This is a genomic window from Bacillus mesophilus, assembly GCF_011008845.1.
Classification (GTDB): domain Bacteria; phylum Bacillota; class Bacilli; order Bacillales; family SA4; genus Bacillus_BS; species Bacillus_BS mesophilus.
This window is the reverse complement of sequence record NZ_JAAIWM010000002.1, coordinates 327720-343619: the sequence shown is the minus strand read 5'-3', so window position 1 is coordinate 343619 and position 15900 is coordinate 327720. Positions and strand designations below refer to the sequence as shown.

The following is a 15900-nucleotide window of genomic DNA, read 5'->3' as shown; positions in this document are numbered from 1 at the left end:
ACTCTAAAATTAATTCCTATAAAACCAGCTTTTCACGGGCCTCTAAATGGTATTATTATTGTGATGTTACTACTGGAGAAATTAACTTAAGTTGGAATTTACTCCAATTTAATAGATTCGGTAAAAGGAGTTTGATCAATCTGATGAAATATAAGGTAATTTTATTTGATTTAGATGGGACAATATCAGATCCAAAAGTAGGTATTACGAAATCGGTACAATTTGCTCTGAGTAAAATGGGTATTGAAGAAAATAATCTAGACATCTTGGAATGCTTTATTGGTCCACCACTACAGGTTTCATTTAAAGACTATTATTCCTTTAATCCAAATGAAACGTTGACTGCAATTGAATACTATAGAGACCGCTTTAAACTAACAGGAATGTATGAGAATACGTTGTACGAAGGAATTCCTACATTACTAGAGGATTTAAGAAAACAGGGATATAAGTTGGTAATAGCTACTTCCAAACCAACTGTCTTTTCAGAAGAAATAGTAAGATATTTTAACCTAGAACATTTCTTTGATCTTAATGTAGGAAGTAATCTAGATGGAACTAGGTCCTCAAAGGCTGAGATTATTCAGTACATAGTAGAGAGATTTAATAACTACTCATTGAAGGATTTTATTATGATTGGTGATCGAAAGTACGATATTATTGGTGCTAATACGATTGGGATAGATTCTATTGGAGTAACCTATGGATATGGAGCGGAAAAAGAGCTACAAGACGCTAAGCCGACACATATTTTAAAAAGTGTAAAGGATCTTGAGGTGTTTTTTCACAACTAGAGTTCCTGCGCCTTAATCGAACTATGGGTATCGTGGTGCTTCAGTTGTTCTATATTGTCTAGCTTCAGCACCCAGCCCTTCGAGTCAAATAACCCTCCCCAATTAAAAGGGAAAAGGCACCCTTTTAGTTGGGTAGGAACATTTGCTTGTCAGGGCTAAACGGGGTGCTTCAGCTTTTCTATAAGGAGATTCAAATGATCAACATAACCGAAAAAATGACAAAGCAATTACTTACTCCAGCTAGTGGCTTTTTAGAGGGCTATACCTTTTCCCTCAATCCATATATAGGCTGTAGTTTTGGCTGTAGCTATTGTTATGTTCGCAAAATGCCTGTTAATTTGTTTCGCAAGGAAGATTGGGGAACGTGGGTCGACATTAAAAAAAATGCTAAAGAGCAGTATATCCGTGATATGAAAAAAGCTAGGAAAAAGTATGAGTCTGTTTCAATTTTTATGTCGTCTAGCACAGACCCTTACCAACCTACTGAAAGTGATGCGGAAATTACAAGATCACTTTTAGAGGCAATGAATGAAGAGCCTCCGGATTTTTTGTTTGTCCAAACCCGGAGTCCGTTGGTTAAACGGGATCTTGGTCTTTTAAAAGGATTAGGAGAACGAGTGTTACTAAGCATGACCGTAGAAACAGATTTGGATGAGGTGAGAAGAATCTTTTCACCCACCGCCCCACCAATAGCTGCACGAATGAGTGTCTTAAAGAAGTTTGCTAGTGAAGGGATCCCCACGCAGGCTGCAGTTGCTCCACTTCTACCTTTCTCAGATAATTTTGCTTCTACCTTAGCATCAACTGTAAATCGTGTAACCATCGATGATTATTTTATGGGGGATGGAAGTAAAGGAAAGAGAACTACCAGTTTAGGGATTGAAAAGCTTTATAAGGAGCATAAGTTAGAGGAATGGTATCATCCGGAAGCATATAAAAAACTAGTAGAAGAGCTAACAAGATATATGCCAAAAGAGCAAATTTTTGTTAGTCAAGATGGCTTTTTACCACCAGTCAAAAAATAAAAGCAGAAAGGAATAATCCTTTCTGCTTACGTTCGTTATTTAATGACGCGCTTTGCAAATAGATAGTTTTTACCCCAGTATGGATTGTTGAGTACATTTTTAGTAATCGTGACACCCTTTGAGGAAGAAGCGTGAATCATGCTGCCATCTGCCATATAAATTCCAACATGTCCTACTCGTCCATCAGAATAAAGCTGATTGTCCGTGAAAAATAATAGATCACCTTGTTCTAATTTTTGAACATGTGTTCCTTGACTCGCCTGATCTCTAGATGTTCTTGGAATATTGATTCCATTTTGTTTAAAAACAAGCTGAGTGTATGATGAGCAGTCAAAAAGTCTAGGTGCTTCCGCAAGTGTTGCTCCGAATTTATAACCAGCGCCTAGGTACTTTTTAGCTTGGTTGATAATGTCTGTCCTAACCGTACTTGGTTTTGCTTGTGGTTTGGTAATTTTAACAGGAGCTTTCTCACGAATCGGTTCTGTTTCTTTCGTTTTACTTCTAGCAGGAATTTTTAATCGTTGTCCTACCATTATCATGTTTGACTTTAGGTTGTTAGCTGTCTTTAAATGATATTCTGTCGTATGGTGAGCACGAGCAATCTCATAAAGCGTATCACCATTTTGGACAATATATTGCTTTGCCGGTTTTTGAACTTGAATAGAGCCGTTCTCAGGCTTAAAGTACATATACACATTAAATAAAGCACTACCAGCAGTTACTGATATATAAGCTGTCTTATTGTACCAACGTACAGGGTCAATATGAATATATTCATTACTTTTTCTAGCTATTGATCCACCCACGGTTGCTCGAAGCATAGTGGAACCATCCGTTAGTTGAAAAGTAGCATTATTGCTATTATATTGGATGTCGTTGTACCCTAAGATTTTTGATAACTGAACAAATGGTAGATAGACTTTTCCATCCATTTTTATCGGCTGAATTCCATTTACAACCTTCCCGTTTATGGCAATACCAGCGGTTGGGATCCTTGTAACCTGAGCCTGTGTTGATAGAGGACCGTTCATACAAAACACAAGTACTAATAGAGCAATAATTACTTGTTGAAGTCGGATTTTAGCATGCTTGCTCACTACTATTTACCCCTTTCTATTTAGCGGAATTTATCAATTTTATCTTCTGCTCAATCCCATAAATTAATTCCTATTACCATTCATTAACAATTCCTTTAAAATAAAAGTAATAATCTTTATGAGAGGGGATGCACGTCATGATTATTTTAGAAACAGAAAGGTTGTACCTGAGACCATTCATTCAAGATGACATAAATACTCTGTATTCTATTTTTTCTGATGATGAGACGATGTTGTATTATCCAGCACCATTTAACTTAGAACAAACACAAAAATGGATTGAGAAAAATCAGCATAGATACGATATAGATGGCTACGGGTTATGGGGAGTATGTTTGAAGGAAACCGAAGAGTTAATAGGTGATTGTGGTCTTATTAAGCAGTATGTAGATGGAAAAACTGAAGTTGAAATTGGATACCATATCAACAAAAACTATTGGTCAAAGGGATTTGCAACCGAAGCAGCCAGAGCCTGTAAAACTTATGGCTACGATCAATTGGATTTAAACAGGTTAATTAGTATAATCAATCCCAAGAATACTCCTTCAATACGTGTAGCGGAGAAAATTGAGTTCAATCTAGAAAAGGAATCAGTAATTTTCGACAAGACTCATTTTATTTATGCTGGCAAGAAAACTTAGTTTCGCCAATATCTTTTAAGTGTAAATAACTTAAACTTAATACAATCTATAGAATAAGGTGAACGGTATCTACACTTTTATTTTTTGCAAATGTAAATGTACAGTGCATATGTTATAGTAGATACTTAAGAATTTTTGAATTTACTCATAATGAACGGATGCCAAGCAAGCCTCCGCCTAGAGATAAAATTTTGGAGGTATCGTGTAATGAATAAACAATGGTCAATCGGAAAAATCAGAGAATTTGTAGAGAAAAACTCAGAAAGTAAGTTGTTAACAACCGAATATCATGGTTTTTCACAAAAGTTACTATTTAAATGTGCTTGTGGTAGTAATTTTGAAAAGACTTTTACAAAGTTTAAAAATAATAACCAACGAAAATGTGAAGTATGCCAACCACCAAAGCCTTCACGTTAATATAAAAAAAAGATCGAGTCAATTTCACTAAGTAGAAATTGACTCGATCTTTTTTTTAGGTTGAGATTAATCGGTAAGAAGAAAACGAAGAAAGAATAGGAATTGTTTTATAGCAGTCATATTCATTGAAGTACTAATTTAAACAAAGATAGTGCTATGAAAGCAAAAGTACTATGTTTTGTTACATAACTCTTATCGTGCAGCCCAAGCTTCGACCTCTACCTTTATTTCTGGTCTTGCTAAAGAACTGACATAAGCTAAGGTTGTAGCTGGTGGTGATTGATTATGAAATGCATTCCATTTTTCTGTATAGAACTCTCTATCCATTTTTTCTGTTAACCAAATATTTATTTTAAAAATGCTACTAGTATCCAGTCCTTCACTTTTTAATATAGATTTAATATTTTCAAGTGCATTTGAGAACTGAGTTTCTATATCCATTGGTAAAAAACCGTCTTGCTCATTTCCGATCTGACCAGACAAAACAATCAGTTCTGCATTTCTTGGGATGACTGTTACATGGTGATATTGCGCGATAGGTGGGGCAACATTTTCAGGATTTATTTTCTTGATTTCCATATAAATACCTCTTTCTATTATTAGGGATAATATGATTATACAGTTAATGGGAATAAAAGGTAGGTCTCTATAAAAAAATATGCCCAGGTTGTAAAAACCTGAGTATTTTAACGTAGCTTCTATTAAGTAATTTGTGTTCTTCTTCAATAAAGACTCTAGATTGGAATTTATGAAATGGAAGTAAGGGGAACAAAGGGCATAACCATCTAAAAAGAATGCAAACTAAGGAGAAGGGTGTTTACGTAAATGCACTCAAACTATGAATGTGGTGGTGGAAAAGTGACTAAAACTAATAAAAATCAACCGAAACATGATAATGCTCTACCAAAAGCAGATGTAGAATTTGCTGAAGCGAGAGGAAATGGACTTGAAAAAGTCGCATTACGAGCGCAAAGAAATCAAAATAAGTAAATCCATCTACACTATCATTGCAATACTAAGCAGTAATGAACAGTCACAATCGATTCGAGACGAGTATGTAGAAAAGGGAATTGAAGTTATTAAAAGATAGTCCACAGATGAAATAAAAAAACTGATGCGATAGAGTGGGCTGCACTCCATGCATCAGTTTTTTTATTTCATTATTTTAGTGAGTTACGTTCTTCCACCGTGAACACTCTTGACCTAGTTAGAAACCTTACACCCTCCGGACCTTCTAAGGAAAACATTCCACCTCTACCGGGTACTACATCAATAATTAATTGAGTGTGTTTCCAGTATTGGTATTGAGCTTTGCTCATATAAAATGGTGTTTCTCCTATAGTCCCAAGCAACACATCTGCATCACCAATTAGAAAATCATCTTTTGCAAAACACATGGGTGAACTCCCGTCACAACAACCACCTGATTGATGAAACATAAGATCACCATGAATCTTTTTTAGATGCTGAATGAGCTGAATTGCCTTTTGAGTCGCGGTAACTTTTTCTACCATATATTAAAAGAATCCTAATTTCTGAGGGCTATAGCTAACTAAAAGATTCTTTGTTTGCTGATAATGACTTAGCATCATTTTGTGATTTTCACGACCAATACCAGAGGACTTATATCCTCCAAAGGCAGCATGAGCAGGGTAGGCATGGTAGCAATTTGTCCACACACGTCCAGCCTGAATTTCACGACCAAATCGATAAGCTGTGTTGACATCTCTAGTCCACACTCCAGCTCCTAATCCATATAACGTATCATTGGCAATAGCAAGAGCTTCAGCTGAATCTTTGAAAGTTGTAACAGATACAACAGGTCCGAAGATTTCCTCTTGGAAGATTCTCATATTATTGTTGCCCTTGAAAACAGTTGGCTTCACATAGTATCCACCTTCAAGGTCCTCAGCTAAATAGCTTCTTTCTCCTCCTGCCAGAACCTCTGCACCCTCTTGTTTACCAATCTCGAAGTAAGAGAGGATTTTTTCAAGCTGTTCTGTAGAAGCTTGTGCTCCAATCATCGTGTCAGTATCTAATGGATTTCCTTGCTTAATCTGAGCAACTCGAGCAAGAGCTTTTTCCATAAAACGATCATAAATGTTCTCATGAATTAATGCACGAGAAGGACAAGTACATACTTCGCCCTGGTTTAGAGCAAACATAACAAACCCTTCTACAGCTTTATCTAAGAAATCATCATCCTGAGCCATTACGTCTTCAAAGAAGATATTAGGTGATTTTCCACCCAGCTCTAATGTAACTGGAATTAGATTTTGAGAAGCATATTGCATAATGAGACGACCTGTTGTGGTTTCACCTGTAAATGCAACTTTAGCAACTCGGCTGCTTGATGCAAGTGGTTTACCTGCTTCAACACCAAAGCCATTTACAATGTTTATAACCCCAGGAGGAAGTAAATCTTCAATTAACTCCATTAATACTAAGATGGAAGCAGGAGTTTGTTCTGCTGGTTTTAAGACCACGCAATTACCAGCAGCAAGAGCAGGAGCAAGCTTCCAAACTGCCATTAAAATTGGGAAATTCCATGGAATAATTTGTCCGACTACTCCTAGTGGCTCATGGTAGTGATAGGCTACAGTATCGTGATCAATTTCTGACAATGCACCTTCCTGAGCACGTACTGTACCAGCAAAATAACGGAAATGATCAACCGCTAATGGTAGGTCAGCAGCAAGTGTTTCGCGGACTGGCTTTCCGTTGTCCCACGTTTCTGCAACTGCTAGTACTTCTAGATTCTGTTCCATTCTGTCAGCAATCTTATTGAGGATATTTGCTCGTTCAGTTACAGATGTTCGTCCCCAAGCAGCCTTTGCTTCGTGTGCTGCATCTAAAGCTAGTTCGATATCTTCTGCAGAAGAACGTGCTATTTCACAAAATGCTTTTCCTGTAACGGGTGTAACATTTTCAAAGTATTGTCCATTAACAGGTGGTGTCCACTTTCCACCAATGTAGTTTTCATAACGACTTTTAAAGTTTACCTTTGCTCCGTCTTGACCGGGTTGAGAATAAATCATGTAAATTCCTCCTCTATCTTATTGGATACATTGCTGATAAATAAATTATGTATAGTAAAGGAGTATGCGTTTTCATAGATTTGAGAACCATTTATGCAAAATTTTACATCTATCATTTGTGCGAAGAGTATCTGCAAAATTCGACATGACTATAGTATAATAAGAAATAAGAAAGTAGTTCTATTATAGTGGGGGTTAAAAACATGGCAGATCAGTCCTTAATAGATAAGGTAGTAGTATTTCAGACCCAGAATGAAGAGTACGGAATCCCTATTCAATTTGTTGTTTCTATAGAAAAGCTTCAACCACTCACAGCTGTTCCAAATATGCCGGATTATATGAATGGTGTTACGACAGTTCGAGGAGAAATTACGCCAATCCTAGATACCAATCAAATCTTGTATGATAAGAAAACCGAACAAACAGACCAAACTAGAATGATCATTTTACATTCAGCAGATATGACATATGGATTAATCGTCGATGACGCAAAAGAAATTATCAATGTTCCTGATAGCTCGATTCAACAATTAAATTCAATTGCTGCCCTGCAAAATTCATTCATAATGGGAGTAGCCAATTTAGAAGGTCGTTTATTAACACTGATCGATCCAACTAAACTGATTAACTCATTAGAAGGTATGACAGAAGTGAAATTGCAATTAAACTAGGTCCTTTTAAAGGGCCTTTTTTACTTTGGTAAAAGGATTTAAGGGGTTTTGTGCAATTAATCTAAGTTTTGTGCAATAAATTCAGAGTTGTGTGCAATTATTGAATAGGTTTGTGCAATAAACCCAAACTTTTGTGCATTAGCGTTACTATGTAGAGCTCACGGCTACGCTTTTCGTATTTGCTTTAACTATTAAAAAGGGATTATGATTAAGGTATTAAAATAAGTGGTTTAAAGGGTGTAATGATGAAGCAAATGTATCCGAAAAAAGGGCGGGTTATTCTTCATGTTGATATGAATAGCTTTTATGCATCAGTTGAAGTGGCATATGATCCTTCGCTTTCGGGTAAGCCTTTGGCTATTGCCGGAAATCCTGAGGAGAGAAGAGGCATTATTGTCACTTGTAGCTATGAAGCGCGAGCATTAGGAATCAGGACTACGATGCCTTTATGGGAGGCAAAGCGGCTTTGTCCTCAGCTGATTGTCAAAACACCCAATTTTGACCGTTACCGGAAGGCTTCTCTCGCCATGTTTGATTATCTTCGAAACTACACTCATATGGTGCAACCTGTTTCAATTGATGAGGGCTACATGGATATATCGGACTGCTATGAAATGGGCTCGCCCATTGAAATTGCAGAACGAATTCAGAAGGAACTCAATGAAAAGCTAAGGCTACCATGTAGTATTGGAATTGCTCCGAATAAATTTTTAGCTAAGATGGCTTCGAATATGAAAAAGCCATTGGGAATTACGGTTTTACGAAAAAGAGATATAAAAGAAAAGCTATGGATCCTACCAGTCGCGGAAATGCATGGAGTTGGTGCTAAAACAGCAGATAAATTGAAACCCATTCAAATCCTGACAATTGGTGATCTAGCAAAAGCAGATGTAAGACAGGTTAAAGCTATATTAGGAATAAATGGTGAGCGCATAGTCGCGCGCGCAAATGGAAATGATGATCGACCTGTAGATCCTGATGCTATATACGAGTTTAAGAGCATCGGAAATTCCACTACACTACGTGCGGATACAACCGATGAACATGAAATTTCAACCGTTTTACAGCGTCTGGCTGAATCTGTTTCAAGGCGTTTAAAGAGGAAAGAATCATTAGCTACGACCATACAATTAACCATACGCTACCATGATCGAAAAACAGTTACTCGTAGCAAAAAAATAGACAATCCCATTGTGGAAGCAAAAGACTTACTATTGGTTGTCCAACAGCTTTGGAAAAAGCATTGGAATGAGGAGCCGGTCCGCTTATTAGGAATTACAACTCAGGATCTTATTGAGAAAGGGTCAGCCTATAAGCAATTGGATTTATTTTCATATCAAGAGGATGCTAGGAAAGAGCCTCTTTATCAAACCATTGAAAAGCTTCAGTCGAAATTTGGTCAAAATGTTATTAAGAAGGGCCTCCCTTCTAAGTCGGAAGAGTCAAATAAAAAAGGCACTAGTTTTAATAAGGATTTTTTACAAGATGACCGTTAGGAGTGCTACAGGATGGAATTAGTTTTTTTAGGAACAGGAGCGGGAATCCCAGCAAAGGAGCGAAATGTATCATCCATTGCCCTTCAGCTATTGGAGGAACGTAGTGAAACTTGGTTGTTTGATTGCGGGGAAGCTACTCAACACCAAATTTTACATACTTCGATTCGACCAAGACGAATAGAAAAAATTTTTATTACTCATTTACATGGAGATCATATCTTTGGATTACCAGGATTGCTAGGTAGCCGTTCCTTTCAAGGAGGAGAAACTCCGTTAACGATATATGGTCCAACCGGGCTAAAGGAATTTGTTGAAGTCACAATGAGAGTTAGTCGTACCCACCTTCGTTATCCTGTCAATGTGGTTGAAGTGACAAATGGAACTATTTTCGAAGATGATCAATTTCGTGTTGAGGCTTCACTATTAGCGCATGGAATTCCTAGTTATGGATATCGAATAATAGAAAAAGACTTACCTGGAACGTTATTAGTAGATAAGCTTAAGCAGGAAGGAATCTCACCAGGACCACACTTTAAGAAGCTAAAGCTTGGAGAGATTGTGAACCTTTCTGATGGTCGAGTAATAGATGGAAAAGATTATATCGGGGTTCCCATTCCAGGACGTATTATTACCATCCTCGGTGACACTAGATTCACAGAACAGAGTGTTACCCTTGCAAATAATGCTGACGTTCTTGTTCATGAAGCAACTTTCAGTCATGAAGAAGCCCAGTTAGCTCATGAGTATTTCCACTCTTCTACCGTTCAAGCAGCAAATATCGCAAAACAAGCAAATGTGGAAAAACTTCTGTTAACACATATCAGCTCTCGTTACCAAAAAGAGGATACATTGCAATTATTGGAGGAAGCCAAACAAGTGTTTACAAATGTGGAGATCGCACATGACTTTTCTACATATCGTGTTCAACGAAGGGGGAAGAATAACTCTTGAAAACTCTCTATATTATTAGACATAGTAAAGCCACAGGTCAGGAAGTAGAGGCAGAGTTAACGGATGAAGGGAAAGTACAATCCCTTCATTTATCTGAATTTCTATCCACCTATAATATTCAGCGTATAATCTCTAGTCACTATAAGCGGGCTGTAGATACAATAAGACCTTATTCAGAAGCAAATGGAATCCGTCTGGAAGTGGATCGTAGACTAGGAGAGAGAATACTTAGTCCGACTGATTATCCTGGCTGGTTGGAGTTTTTAGAAGAATCCTTCCACGACTTTTCTCTTGCCCTTGAAGGAGGGGAGTCTTCTGAAGAGGCTAGCGATCGTGTTAAATCACTGATCGATGAGTTAATTATTTCCAACGAGGAGCATATTGTACTGGTGACTCATGGAAATCTAGCAACATTAATCTTAAGGTTGTTTGATAAACAATATGGTTTTGAGGAATGGAAAGAAATGACTAATCCGGATGTGTATGCTATTCAACTTACATCTTCAAAGGTCTCTCGTATTTGGCAAACTAGTTAGATATAAAAATAGAATTTCTATTTCTTTGAACAAGGGGAGGTGAGCAGATGCCAATTCAGAATGTAACGAAAAAAAGAGCTGGAAAAGCAACCAAGCGTCAGAAATATTCTGCATCAAAAACAATGGCAATTAGGGCCATGAGAGCAGCCTTTTTCCTAATTATTGGTCTGTTCATTGTATATGTTTATTTCCTCTACGAGAATGGTAGCCTCATAGAAAGTATCACCTCTTTGAATATATCAGGTCTGTTTAAAGCAGGGCTGACCTTCATAAAGGAGCATCCCATTATCATTCTGTTTCTGCTAATTTATGGAGGGGCTTTTTTATGGATTGGCTACCGCTTAGGTATAAAACGTTCCTAAAAAAGCAAGTAATTTATTACCTAAAACTCGTTGACAAGGCTAGTCCCAAAGTAGGATAATAATTGTAGAAATTTAGCGAAAATTATCACATTTTAGCAACATGACTACACAATCCAAACAACGGGGAGAGTTACTTGTATGAAAAGCTTGAAATGGAACATCTTGTTTTCTTTTGGTATTATTCTAGTAATATTAGTCATCGTTTCTATTGTCTCTAATGCTATGATCTTCAATTACAACCAGAAGGTTGAATTGGTAATTGAAAAAGAAGCACAGCAACTTGTAGGTGATGTGAAGCTGAGTGGCAATATTCAGGAAAGAATCGGATTAATACGAGGATATGTTTTATTTGAAGACAAGGAATACTTAGATTTATTTAATGAGGTTTCTGAAGAAAGTAGAGTTCTAGAAGAAGCCCTACTTAAAAATAATAACTCAGAGGAAGCAAAACTTCTTGTAGCAAAGAGTAAAGAATTTTCAACTCTCATTGATGAAAAACTAGTGAAACAGGTTGAATCTGGTAGTAAAAGCTTTGCATTATCTGTCTTAAGACAGCATGTTACACCGCTTGGAAGAGAGATTGATGAAGGCTTTAAAGTACTTGCTGAAGAAAGAGAACAGAAAATAGCTGTACTAACAAAAGAACTAGTATCAAGTGGAAATACAGTAATGCTGATAAACGTTGTATTAGCAGTTGTGGGAATTGTAGTAGGTATTCTAGTAGCGCTGTTTATGGCTAGAAGAATTACACTACCTATTTTACAAGTTTCTGAAAGGATGAAGGTGATGGCTGAGGGTGACCTAAGTCAATCGGCATTAAGAACCAAATCCTCAAGTGAACTTGGTATTTTAGTTACTTCGGTGAATCAACTTGTTCTAAAGTTTAGAGAATTATTAGGGCAGGTAGAGGAATCGACTCACCAGTTAACTGCTGCTAGTGAAGAGCTATCAGCAAGCTCTGAGCAAAGTACAAGAGCTGCTGAACAGGTTTCAGCAATGGCACAATCTGCTGCTGAGGGAGCTAGTAATCAATTAGCTAGCTCAGAGGATGTGTTAGCCTCTATGCAACAATTATCAGCAGGATTAAACCAGGTATCTCAAAACGGAAGAGAAATGAATGGTTTAACACATCAGGCTTTAGATGCAACTAGCAATGGTTCACAAAAGGTTTCAATGGTAGTAGAGCAAATGAATCAGATTCAAGGTTCTGTTACCGAAACGTCTACGAGAATCTTAAAGTTAGGTAATCTATCGAAAGAAATTAGTAGTATTTTAGAATTAATTACATCTATTTCTGATCAAACCAATCTTCTAGCATTAAATGCTGCGATTGAAGCTGCTCGTGCGGGAGAGCACGGTAAAGGATTTGCAGTTGTTGCCGATGAGGTTCGTAAATTAGCAGAAGAGTCACGTCGATCAGCGGAACAGATTACTAAAATGATCTCTGAAATACAGCAAGAAACTGGACAAGCTGTTACTTCCATGAAGGATGGACAGGAAAGAGTAGAAAAAGGAATTCAGTATACTCAGGATGTATCAGATGCATTCGTTTCCATACAGGAATTAAATGCAAGAGTATCAAGCACCGTTTCTGAAGTAGCAACAGCGATTGAACAAATGACGAATGTCAGTGACCAAGTGTTATCATCAGTGACAGAAGTTTCTGAAATCGCCAAGGAAAGTGCAAGATTTAGTGAGGAAAGTTCAGCTGCCAACGAAGAGCAACTTGCTACAATGGAGGAAGTTACAGCCTCTGCTGGTTCTCTAGCCCATTTGGCTGAAGAATTAAACCGTAACTTAAGCAAATTTAGAATAAAATAATATAAATAAGGGTCAATGACTACTGTCATTGACTCTTATTATTTATGAGTAACTATTTAAAGTGAGAACTTTTCCAATTGGAAGAGGGGAAACGTTCCATTCTATAGAATAGTTCAATATCGAATGAGTAGAGGTGATTTATGAAACGAAAAATTTTATGTTTTTTTATTTTGATTATAATGCTTTTAATAGGTTGTACAGGTCAGATCACTAAGGTGAATCCTGATCAATTTATTCAGGAACAAACAAGGGATGAGGTAATCGTAGATGATTTCATTTATCGCTTAGTAACAGAAAAAAGTACATATCAGAATGAAGAAATCGTTATGTATGCTGAGCTAGAATATATTGGTGAGCAAGATAACATAACGATCTATCATGCAGCTTCTCCATTTCATTTTCCAATGATTGAAAAAACACGAGAGTATACTATTGAATATGGCATGAATGAACCCTTAATTAGTACAACGTTAAAAAGAGGAGAAGCACTCCGTGAAAAGTATAGAGCAAGCGGCGGATTTGACCTAGAGGATACAAAAGAATATAGAGAATTTATGAAAGCTATAATGAATAAGAAGTTTCCAGTAGGCTACTATCTCGTTAACGGATATGCCGACTTCTTTATTGAAAAAATGGGTAGTAAGCCACAAGAGTATAAAATAGAAGGACAGGTTGATTTTATAGTGGAGAAGTAGGAGGGCTTTTTACCCGTCACTTCTAATAAAAAAAGGCCACATGGCCAAATGGAATTTTAACTAAGAACTATTATTTCTTGTTGGGCAGGACATAGAATGTAGCGGAAATAGTAGATAGAGGCAAACCTTCCTTTGTTTTTACCTCACAGTCAATAAAAATAATCGTCTTTCCTTTCTGTCTAAATCTTGCTTCAGCCACCACAGTTCCTTCTTGGACGGACTTAAGGTATTGCGTTTTAAGCTCAAGCGCAACAAAAGGAGAATCTAAGTATTTAAAACAAAGATGCCCCATGCAGGTGTCTGCCAAATATGTGATAAACCCTCCGTGAATAAAACGTAATGGGCCTAGCATGATTTCATGTAGAGGAACTTCCATTTTACAAGTTTCTTGATCATCATCATAAGAAAATTTGAAGTTAAAAAGTTTAAATAGAAATAACTCTTCAGGTTTCATTTGATGATTTTTAATTGCCTCTTCGGTGAGCTCTAATAGTGCCTTTTCTTCAGATAAGTTCAAAGAAGTACCCTCCTTTTGATTATGAAAATTCTGACATCTCCATTTCATTGTACTAATACTTCAATTTCCTATCAATGGATTTCCTACAAGATTTAAAAGAAAGAAAAAACACTCATTTCATAATAACTGAGTGTTCTTAAGGTCCATTTCTTACTCTCTTTATAGAGCTTTTATATAGTAGGTTCGTAGTCTAGGTCCATCAAACTCACAGAAATAAACCCCTTGCCAAGTACCGAGTAGTAATCTTCCATTTGTCACTATGATTTGTTGTGAAGTTCCGACGGTGCTTGCCTTCATATGTGCAGCCGTATTTCCTTCTGCATGACGATCAAGCTTATGATTCCATGGGTATACTTCGTCAAATCGGCGTAGCATATCCCGTTTTACGTCTGGATCTGCATTTTCGTTGATGGTGATCCCCGCTGTAGTGTGTGGGCAATACACAATCACTACACCCTCTTGGAGATGGTTCTCTCTAATAAAACCTTGTACTGTTTCTGTAACTTCAATCATTTCATCTCGCTTGTTAGTTTGCACCGTGAATTTCTTAAGCATCCCGTACCTCCAGCTCTAGTGATTCACCTTTCATCTAAGAAGATAAGTTCATTAAATAAAACCAAGCTCTCCCCAGTTCTCATTATCTAAAATCATTTTTTCGAGTAGCATGAATCCTTGTTCAAAAACACGCAGATTAGCTACCTCTACTGGAGAATGCGAGTAGCGCCTTGCGAAGGTGATTGCACCTGCAAGGACTCCTTCTCTTTCCAAATGAACAGCTGCTAGATCAGTTGTTGCTCCTGTCATAACAGCAAGCTGATAAGGCATGTCCAATTCATTAGCATAACGAATAAGTAATTTTTTAAATTGAGGTGACATGATATTACCTCTTACAGAACCACCGGCTAATGCAGGGAATACTGGGCCTCTACCAATTCCAACAGGATACCCACTATTTAAGCTGTCTGGCGTATCGGCACAAGGAATTGTATCTAGTACAATCGCAAACTCGGGATTCACTTTGTAAGTTGCAACCTTTGCACCACGTAAACCAACTTCTTCTTGAACGGCGATGACTCCAACTAATGTTCCAGCAAAGTTCTTTTCAGAATGAAGTGATTTGAATAATTGAAGCAATAACACGCAGCATGAGCGGTTATCTATTGCTTTTCCGCAAATTAAGTCTGGATTTGTAAACTGTTCAATTTCACTGACATATGTAATTTGATCTCCAATTTGGATTCCCATGTTATGTACTTCCTCTTTTGAAGCAGCTCCGACATCAACATACAGCTCGTAAATCGAAGGGATTCTTGATCGTTCTTCAGCTGTTTGAAGGTGTCCAGCCTTTACTCCCACTACTCCGAAGTGACCGTTTACATTTACCTTGCGCCCAATTAATAAGGACTCAATCATCCCACCAGTACGCTCTATTCTTATAAAGCCACGTTCATCAATATCACGAACTACACATCCAATTTCATCAGAGTGAGCAGAAACCATGACGGTTGGTCCAGGTTTATTCCCCTTCATGTATGCATATAGATTTCCCATATTATCAACCTCAACAGAATCAGCATAAGGTGAAAATTGCTCAACCAATGTCCTAACTACGTTCATTTCTTGACCAGGGGCACCTTGAATAGCTGCAAGTGTTTTAAGTTGTTCCAAAAATTCTGACTTCTCCATAGGTCATTCTCCCTTCTACTTTTCCATGTCCCATTTATCATATCATAATGAGGCAAAATAAAAGAAGAGACGTGCAACATTCAAATTCGCACCCTAAATCGAACTACTATTCACTTTGTTATTGGAATATAAAAAGGGAAGTAAATTAACAAG

Annotated in this window: 19 protein-coding genes and 1 pseudogene; 13 read left to right on the top strand and 7 right to left on the bottom strand. The window is 37.3% G+C overall.

Annotated elements, in window-relative coordinates; translation table 11 throughout:
- The first annotated feature begins 140 nt into the window (after positions 1-140).
- Positions 141-794 carry an HAD-IA family hydrolase gene (locus tag G4D63_RS07155; RefSeq protein ID WP_163179468.1) on the top strand — a complete coding sequence of 218 codons (654 nt, stop codon included), beginning with the start codon at positions 141-143 and terminating at the stop codon, positions 792-794.
- 194 nt (positions 795-988) lie between these two features.
- Positions 989-1819: an SPL family radical SAM protein gene (locus tag G4D63_RS07150; RefSeq protein ID WP_163178953.1), complete on the top strand. Its 831-nt coding sequence runs from the start codon at positions 989-991 to the stop codon at positions 1817-1819.
- Between the two features lie 35 nt (positions 1820-1854).
- Here G4D63_RS07150 and G4D63_RS07145 read toward each other — a convergent pair whose 3' ends face one another.
- The gene (locus G4D63_RS07145) at positions 1855-2916 is read right to left on the bottom strand and encodes a C40 family peptidase (protein ID WP_338023905.1); all 1062 of its coding nucleotides are present in this window, start codon (positions 2914-2916) and stop codon (positions 1855-1857) included.
- 137 nt (positions 2917-3053) lie between these two features.
- On the opposite strand from G4D63_RS07145, the gene G4D63_RS07140 reads away from it, so the two are divergent.
- Together G4D63_RS07140 and G4D63_RS07135 are read left to right on the top strand one after the other, a co-directional pair.
- Entirely contained in the window at positions 3054-3557 is a 504-nt protein-coding gene (locus G4D63_RS07140) for a GNAT family N-acetyltransferase (RefSeq protein ID WP_163178952.1), read from the top strand.
- Between the two features lie 207 nt (positions 3558-3764).
- Positions 3765-3974, top strand: coding sequence for a hypothetical protein (locus tag G4D63_RS07135; RefSeq protein WP_163178951.1), 210 nt, complete (start codon positions 3765-3767; stop codon positions 3972-3974).
- Between the two features lie 192 nt (positions 3975-4166).
- Here G4D63_RS07135 and G4D63_RS07130 read toward each other — a convergent pair whose 3' ends face one another.
- Positions 4167-4553, bottom strand: a complete 387-nt coding sequence (locus tag G4D63_RS07130; RefSeq protein ID WP_163178950.1) for a RidA family protein — start codon at positions 4551-4553, stop codon at positions 4167-4169.
- A 246-nt stretch (positions 4554-4799) separates the two neighbouring features.
- Here G4D63_RS07130 and G4D63_RS07125 point away from each other — a divergent pair, with 246 nt between their 5' ends.
- Complete coding sequence (locus tag G4D63_RS07125) at positions 4800-4964, top strand: hypothetical protein (RefSeq protein WP_163178949.1); 165 nt, start codon at positions 4800-4802, stop codon at positions 4962-4964.
- 170 nt (positions 4965-5134) lie between these two features.
- On the opposite strand, the gene G4D63_RS07120 is transcribed toward G4D63_RS07125, so the two are convergent.
- Positions 5135-5488, bottom strand: coding sequence for a DUF779 domain-containing protein (locus G4D63_RS07120; RefSeq protein WP_163178948.1), 354 nt, complete (start codon positions 5486-5488; stop codon positions 5135-5137).
- A 3-nt stretch (positions 5489-5491) separates the two neighbouring features.
- On the bottom strand, positions 5492-7012 hold the full coding sequence (gene adh, locus G4D63_RS07115; protein WP_163178947.1) for an aldehyde dehydrogenase: 1521 nt from the start codon (positions 7010-7012) through the stop codon (positions 5492-5494).
- 203 nt (positions 7013-7215) lie between these two features.
- Between adh and G4D63_RS07110 the strand changes: the two genes are divergently transcribed.
- From G4D63_RS07110 to G4D63_RS07080, 8 genes and pseudogenes are all read left to right on the top strand, one after another.
- Complete coding sequence (locus tag G4D63_RS07110) at positions 7216-7683, top strand: chemotaxis protein CheW (protein ID WP_205603793.1); 468 nt, start codon at positions 7216-7218, stop codon at positions 7681-7683.
- Positions 7684-7928: 245 nt separating this feature from the next.
- The gene (locus G4D63_RS07105) at positions 7929-9179 is read left to right on the top strand and encodes a DNA polymerase IV (protein ID WP_163179465.1); all 1251 of its coding nucleotides are present in this window, start codon (positions 7929-7931) and stop codon (positions 9177-9179) included.
- Between the two features lie 12 nt (positions 9180-9191).
- A complete protein-coding gene (gene rnz, locus G4D63_RS07100; RefSeq protein ID WP_163178946.1) occupies positions 9192-10130 on the top strand; it encodes a ribonuclease Z in 939 nt (312 codons plus the stop codon).
- The gene (locus tag G4D63_RS07095) at positions 10127-10666 is read left to right on the top strand and encodes a histidine phosphatase family protein (protein WP_163178945.1); all 540 of its coding nucleotides are present in this window, start codon (positions 10127-10129) and stop codon (positions 10664-10666) included. Before rnz ends, G4D63_RS07095 begins: the two co-directional genes overlap by 4 nt.
- A 47-nt stretch (positions 10667-10713) precedes the next feature.
- Positions 10714-11028 (top strand): hypothetical protein, encoded by a 315-nt coding sequence (locus G4D63_RS07090; protein ID WP_163178944.1) that lies wholly within the window; start codon positions 10714-10716, stop codon positions 11026-11028.
- 138 nt (positions 11029-11166) lie between these two features.
- Positions 11167-11895, top strand: a pseudogene (locus G4D63_RS22430) (HAMP domain-containing protein); the annotation flags it as partial.
- A gap of 129 nt (positions 11896-12024) precedes the next feature.
- Complete coding sequence (locus G4D63_RS22425; RefSeq protein WP_420837810.1) at positions 12025-12849, top strand: methyl-accepting chemotaxis protein; 825 nt, start codon at positions 12025-12027, stop codon at positions 12847-12849.
- Positions 12850-12989: 140 nt separating this feature from the next.
- The gene (locus G4D63_RS07080) at positions 12990-13544 is read left to right on the top strand and encodes a hypothetical protein (protein WP_163178943.1); all 555 of its coding nucleotides are present in this window, start codon (positions 12990-12992) and stop codon (positions 13542-13544) included.
- Between the two features lie 70 nt (positions 13545-13614).
- Here G4D63_RS07080 and G4D63_RS07075 read toward each other — a convergent pair whose 3' ends face one another.
- The 3 genes from G4D63_RS07075 to G4D63_RS07065 all read right to left on the bottom strand — a co-directional run bounded on the left by G4D63_RS07075 (position 13615) and on the right by G4D63_RS07065 (position 15747).
- Positions 13615-14061: a PaaI family thioesterase gene (locus G4D63_RS07075; protein ID WP_163178942.1), complete on the bottom strand. Its 447-nt coding sequence runs from the start codon at positions 14059-14061 to the stop codon at positions 13615-13617.
- A gap of 159 nt (positions 14062-14220) precedes the next feature.
- The gene (locus tag G4D63_RS07070; protein ID WP_163178941.1) at positions 14221-14616 is read right to left on the bottom strand and encodes a secondary thiamine-phosphate synthase enzyme YjbQ; all 396 of its coding nucleotides are present in this window, start codon (positions 14614-14616) and stop codon (positions 14221-14223) included.
- Positions 14617-14667: 51 nt separating this feature from the next.
- On the bottom strand, positions 14668-15747 hold the full coding sequence (locus G4D63_RS07065) for a M42 family metallopeptidase (RefSeq protein ID WP_163178940.1): 1080 nt from the start codon (positions 15745-15747) through the stop codon (positions 14668-14670).
- Positions 15748-15900 lie beyond the last annotated feature (153 nt).

Coding starts and splice junctions, on each gene's coding strand:
- G4D63_RS07150 (WP_163178953.1), top strand. CDS start 989: ATGATCAACATAACCGAAAAAATGACAAAGCAATTACTTACTCCAGCT.
- G4D63_RS07140 (WP_163178952.1), top strand. CDS start 3,054: ATGATTATTTTAGAAACAGAAAGGTTGTACCTGAGACCATTCATTCAA.
- G4D63_RS07135 (WP_163178951.1), top strand. CDS start 3,765: ATGAATAAACAATGGTCAATCGGAAAAATCAGAGAATTTGTAGAGAAA.
- G4D63_RS07130 (WP_163178950.1), bottom strand. CDS start 4,553: ATGGAAATCAAGAAAATAAATCCTGAAAATGTTGCCCCACCTATCGCG.
- G4D63_RS07125 (WP_163178949.1), top strand. CDS start 4,800: ATGCACTCAAACTATGAATGTGGTGGTGGAAAAGTGACTAAAACTAAT.
- G4D63_RS07120 (WP_163178948.1), bottom strand. CDS start 5,488: ATGGTAGAAAAAGTTACCGCGACTCAAAAGGCAATTCAGCTCATTCAG.
- adh (WP_163178947.1), bottom strand. CDS start 7,012: ATGATTTATTCTCAACCCGGTCAAGACGGAGCAAAGGTAAACTTTAAA.
- G4D63_RS07110 (WP_205603793.1), top strand. CDS start 7,216: ATGGCAGATCAGTCCTTAATAGATAAGGTAGTAGTATTTCAGACCCAG.
- G4D63_RS07105 (WP_163179465.1), top strand. CDS start 7,929: ATGAAGCAAATGTATCCGAAAAAAGGGCGGGTTATTCTTCATGTTGAT.
- rnz (WP_163178946.1), top strand. CDS start 9,192: ATGGAATTAGTTTTTTTAGGAACAGGAGCGGGAATCCCAGCAAAGGAG.
- G4D63_RS07090 (WP_163178944.1), top strand. CDS start 10,714: ATGCCAATTCAGAATGTAACGAAAAAAAGAGCTGGAAAAGCAACCAAG.
- G4D63_RS22425 (WP_420837810.1), top strand. CDS start 12,025: ATGGCACAATCTGCTGCTGAGGGAGCTAGTAATCAATTAGCTAGCTCA.
- G4D63_RS07080 (WP_163178943.1), top strand. CDS start 12,990: ATGAAACGAAAAATTTTATGTTTTTTTATTTTGATTATAATGCTTTTA.
- G4D63_RS07070 (WP_163178941.1), bottom strand. CDS start 14,616: ATGCTTAAGAAATTCACGGTGCAAACTAACAAGCGAGATGAAATGATT.
- G4D63_RS07065 (WP_163178940.1), bottom strand. CDS start 15,747: ATGGAGAAGTCAGAATTTTTGGAACAACTTAAAACACTTGCAGCTATT.